The sequence below is a fragment of the Streptomyces sp. NPDC058964 genome (genome assembly GCF_042741275.1).
Lineage (GTDB): Bacteria > Actinomycetota > Actinomycetes > Streptomycetales > Streptomycetaceae > Streptomyces.
Window position 1 is genome coordinate 1 of record NZ_JBHYKH010000275.1, and the last position, 3,927, is coordinate 3,927.

At 69.9% G+C, this 3,927-nt stretch carries 4 protein-coding genes and 1 pseudogene; 1 reads left to right on the forward strand and 4 read right to left on the reverse strand.

Annotation, left to right across the window (positions count from 1 at the left end):
- A pseudogene (locus ACFW2E_RS28525) lies at positions 1–551 on the forward strand (aldehyde dehydrogenase family protein); the annotation flags it as partial.
- An 87-nt stretch (positions 552–638) separates the two neighbouring features.
- Here the strand turns inward: ACFW2E_RS28525 and ACFW2E_RS28530 are convergent.
- The 4 genes from ACFW2E_RS28530 to ACFW2E_RS28545 all read right to left on the reverse strand — a co-directional run bounded on the left by ACFW2E_RS28530 (position 639) and on the right by ACFW2E_RS28545 (position 3,667).
- On the reverse strand, positions 639–1,142 hold the full coding sequence (locus ACFW2E_RS28530; protein ID WP_384469936.1) for a hypothetical protein: 504 nt from the start codon (positions 1,140–1,142) through the stop codon (positions 639–641).
- A 52-nt stretch (positions 1,143–1,194) separates the two neighbouring features.
- Positions 1,195–1,797 carry an aminoacyl-tRNA hydrolase gene (pth, locus tag ACFW2E_RS28535; RefSeq protein WP_384469937.1) on the reverse strand — a complete coding sequence of 201 codons (603 nt, stop codon included), beginning with the start codon at positions 1,795–1,797 and terminating at the stop codon, positions 1,195–1,197.
- A 110-nt stretch (positions 1,798–1,907) separates the two neighbouring features.
- Positions 1,908–2,504, reverse strand: coding sequence for a 50S ribosomal protein L25/general stress protein Ctc (locus tag ACFW2E_RS28540; RefSeq protein WP_384469938.1), 597 nt, complete (start codon positions 2,502–2,504; stop codon positions 1,908–1,910).
- A gap of 182 nt (positions 2,505–2,686) precedes the next feature.
- Positions 2,687–3,667: a ribose-phosphate diphosphokinase gene (locus ACFW2E_RS28545; protein ID WP_363300288.1), complete on the reverse strand. Its 981-nt coding sequence runs from the start codon at positions 3,665–3,667 to the stop codon at positions 2,687–2,689.
- Positions 3,668–3,927: the final 260 nt, after the last annotated feature.

The following is a 3,927-nucleotide window of genomic DNA, read 5'->3' on the forward strand; positions in this document are numbered from 1 at the left end:
GCCAGGACTGCTGCGCCCGCACCCGCATCCTCGTCCAGCGCTCCGTCTACGACCGCTTCCTCGCCCTCCTGGCCCCCGCGATCGAGTCCGTCCGGGTCGGCGACCCGGCCGACGAGAGCACCGACATGGGCCCGCTGATCTCCCGCGCCCAACTGGACCGCGTCCGCTCCTACGTCCCCGACGACATCGACGGGATCCGCGGCAAGGCCCCCGAGGGCGGCCCCGGCTACTGGTTCCCGCCGACCGTCCTCACCGGCGTGGACGCGCACGCGCGCGTGGCCGTCGAGGAGGTCTTCGGGCCCGTCGCCGTCGTCCTGCCCTTCGAGGACGAGGCCGACGCGGTCCGCCTGGCCAACGCCACCGACTACGGCCTCTCCGGCTCGCTGTGGACCCGGGACGTCGGCCGCGCCCTGCGGGTGTCGAGCGCGGTGCGCGCCGGGAACCTGTCGGTCAACTCCCACTCCAGCGTGCGCTACTGGACCCCGTTCGGCGGCTTCAAGCAGTCCGGTCTCGGACGTGAACTCGGCCCGCGCGCCCCCCCCGCCCGCACCCCGGGTCAACCCCCGCCACCAGCCCCCCCCCCCCGGCCCCGCCCCACCCCGCGGCCCCCGCCGCACCATCCGGAAGCGGTGAAGGGCTTAGAGCGCCAGACAGGTCACCGTCAGCAGGACGGCCCCCGAGCCCGCCAGCACCCACGCCGCCCGCGTCAGACGCAGACCGCCTGCCACCACCACCGCGGCGAGCAGCAGAGCCCCGCCCAGCGGCACCCACGCGTACAGGACCCCCGCCGGACCCGACCGCACGACGACATCCGAGTCGGGCTTCACGATCACGGCGTACGTCTGCCCCTTGCGCACCGCCACCGGCTGCTCGATGACGACACGCCCCCGCGGCTGCGCCCCCGGCGACACCGGCGTGAACGGGCCCGAACACGTGGCTCCGTCACACCGGACCACCCTGATCGTGCCCCGCTCCCGCCCCTTCGTCAGCATCACGTGCTGTGCGGTTCCCCAGGAACCCCACACCCCCGCGATCAGGATCAGCGCGGCGACCGCACCCATCGCCGCGAGCCGCCCGAACCGCAGCGCGGCGACCGAGGCCTGACGGGAAGAGGTGGCTGTGGCAGGCATGGCCGGGATCATTGGCCATGGCTGTCCGATCGGTCAACTCCCGATCGCCCGCCAGGCGGACAAGTCAGGAGTTGTACGAGCTTTGCGCCCGCTCCAGCCCCTCGATCACCAGACACTCCACCGCGTCGGCCGCCCGGTCCACGAGGTAGTCCAGCTCCTTGCGCTCCGCCGACGAGAAGTCCTTCAGCACGAAATCGGCCACCTGCATACGACCCGGAGGCCGCCCGATCCCGAACCGCACCCGGTGATAGTCCGCCCCCATCGCCTTCGTCATCGACTTCAGCCCGTTGTGCCCGTTGTCCCCGCCGCCCAGCTTCAGGCGCAGGGTCCCGTAGTCGATGTCCAGCTCGTCGTGGACCGCCACGATGTTGGCCACCGGCACCTTGTAGAAGTCCCGCAGCGCGTTCACCGGACCGCCCGACAGGTTCATGTACGACATGGGCTTCGCGAGGATCACCCGCCGGTTCGCCGGACCCGGAGGCCCGATCCGCCCCTCCACCACCTGGGCCTGCGCCTTGCCCGCACGCTTGAACTTCCCCCCGATCCGCTCGGCCAGCAGATCGGCCACCATGAAACCGACGTTGTGCCGGTTCATGGCGTAGCCGGGACCGGGATTGCCCAGTCCGACGACCAGCCACGGGGCATTGGCGGGGGTGCTCACGTCCATGTCTCCTTGATACGCGCCGACACGCGTCCTCGATAAGTCTCCCTGACACGCGCGACAGCCGCTGCCCCCTGCCGGGGAACAGCGGCTGACACGCACTACTGCCGCGAGGATCAGGCCTCGGCGGCCTCCTCGGCCTGGGCCTCGCCCTCGGCCGGGGCCTCCTCGGCCTGCGCGGCCAGGACCTGGAGGACGACCGCGTCCTCGTCGACGGCCAGCGTCACACCGGACGGCAGGGTGATGTCCTTGGCGAGGATCGAGGCACCGGCCTCGAGACCCTCGACCGACACCGTCAGGCCCTCGGGGATGTGCGTGGCCTCGGCCTCGACCGGCAGCGCGTTCAGAACGTGCTCGAGCAGGTTGCCACCGGCGGCCAGCTCGCCCTCGGCGTGCACCGGAATCTCGACCGTGACCTTCTCGCCACGCTTGACCAGCAGCAGGTCGACGTGCTCCAGGAAGCCCTTCAGCGGGTCGCGCTGCACGGCCTTCGGGATCGCCAGCTCGTTGGACTTGCCGTCGATGTCCAGGGAGATCAGGACGTTCGGCGTACGCAGCGCGAGCAGCAGGTCGTGGCCCGGAAGGGTCAGGTGCAGCGGGTCCGAGCCGTGGCCGTACAGGACACCGGGAACCTTGCTGTCACGACGGATACGGCGGGCGGCACCCTTGCCGAACTCGGTACGGGTCTCGGCGGAGATCTTGACCTCGGACATGATCACTCCTCGTAGAGGTAGATGGGACGTGGTCACCCGGCCACGAACGGCCTGCTACGAAGAGCGCGTCGATAACGGACCGCCGTACGCACGCGTACGGCCTCCCTCGCCGAGCAACTGAAGCAGTCTACTCGGCGCGGGAGGCCGCAGAAAAATCGATCAACCGCAGAGGCGGACGGAGATCACTGCTCGTCGAACAGGCTCGTCACCGAACCGTCCTCGAACACCTCACGGACCGCACTCGCGATCGTCGGCGCGATCGACAGCACCGTCAGCTTGTCCAGATCCCGGCCCAGCTCACCCGGCGTCGGCAGCGTGTTGGTGAACACGAACTCGCTCACCCGGGAGTTCTTCAGCCGGTCCGCCGCCGGACCCGACAGCACACCGTGCGTCGCCGTCACGATGACGTCCTCCGCACCGTGCGCGAACAGCGCGTCCGCGGCCGCACAGATCGTGCCACCGGTGTCGATCATGTCGTCGACCAGCACACACACCCGGCCCCGGACCTCACCCACGACCTCGTGGACCGTGACCTGGTTCGCCACGTCCTTGTCACGGCGCTTGTGCACGATCGCCAGCGGCGCACCGAGACGGTCGCACCACCGGTCTGCCACCCGCACACGGCCGGCGTCCGGCGACACCACCGTCAGCTTGTCCCGGTCCACCTTCCGGCCCACGTAGTCGGCCAGCAGCGGAAGCGCGAACAGGTGGTCCACCGGACCGTCGAAGAAACCCTGGATCTGGTCGGTGTGCAGATCCACGGTCAGGATGCGGTCGGCACCCGCGGTCTTCATCAGATCGGCGATCAGACGCGCCGAGATCGGCTCACGGCCACGGTGCTTCTTGTCCTGCCGGGCATAGCCGTAGAACGGAACGATCACCGTGATCGAACGGGCCGACGCACGCTTCAGCGCGTCGATCATGATCAGCTGCTCCATGATCCACTTGTTGATCGGAGCCGTGTGGCTCTGGATCAGGAAGCAGTCCGCACCACGCGCCGACTCCTGGTACCGCACATAGATCTCGCCGTTGGCGAAGTCGAAGGCCTTCGTCGGGACGACCCCGACACCCAGCTGCTGGGCGACCTCCTCGGCAAGCTCGGGGTGTGCGCGGCCGGAGAAGAACATCAACTTCTTCTCGCCGGTCGTCTTGATCCCGGTCACAGCACTGTCTCCTCAGAGGTGTCACAGCTGGGTGTCGAGCGACCTCTCGGCTGGGCGTGAGAGGCCGACTCAGCTGGTGGGGTGCGGGTGGGCACTTATCACGGTACGCCGTGTTTGGAGCACCCGTTTCCGGTCAGTCCTCGCTCGTGCCCTGCCGGGAAGCCGCCTCGGGGGGCCTCGCGGGCCGGCGCCCCCGCCCCCGAGCGGGCCGCCACCCCCCCCAGATTATCAGCGGGGGCGCGCGGGCGCGCGCGCCCGCC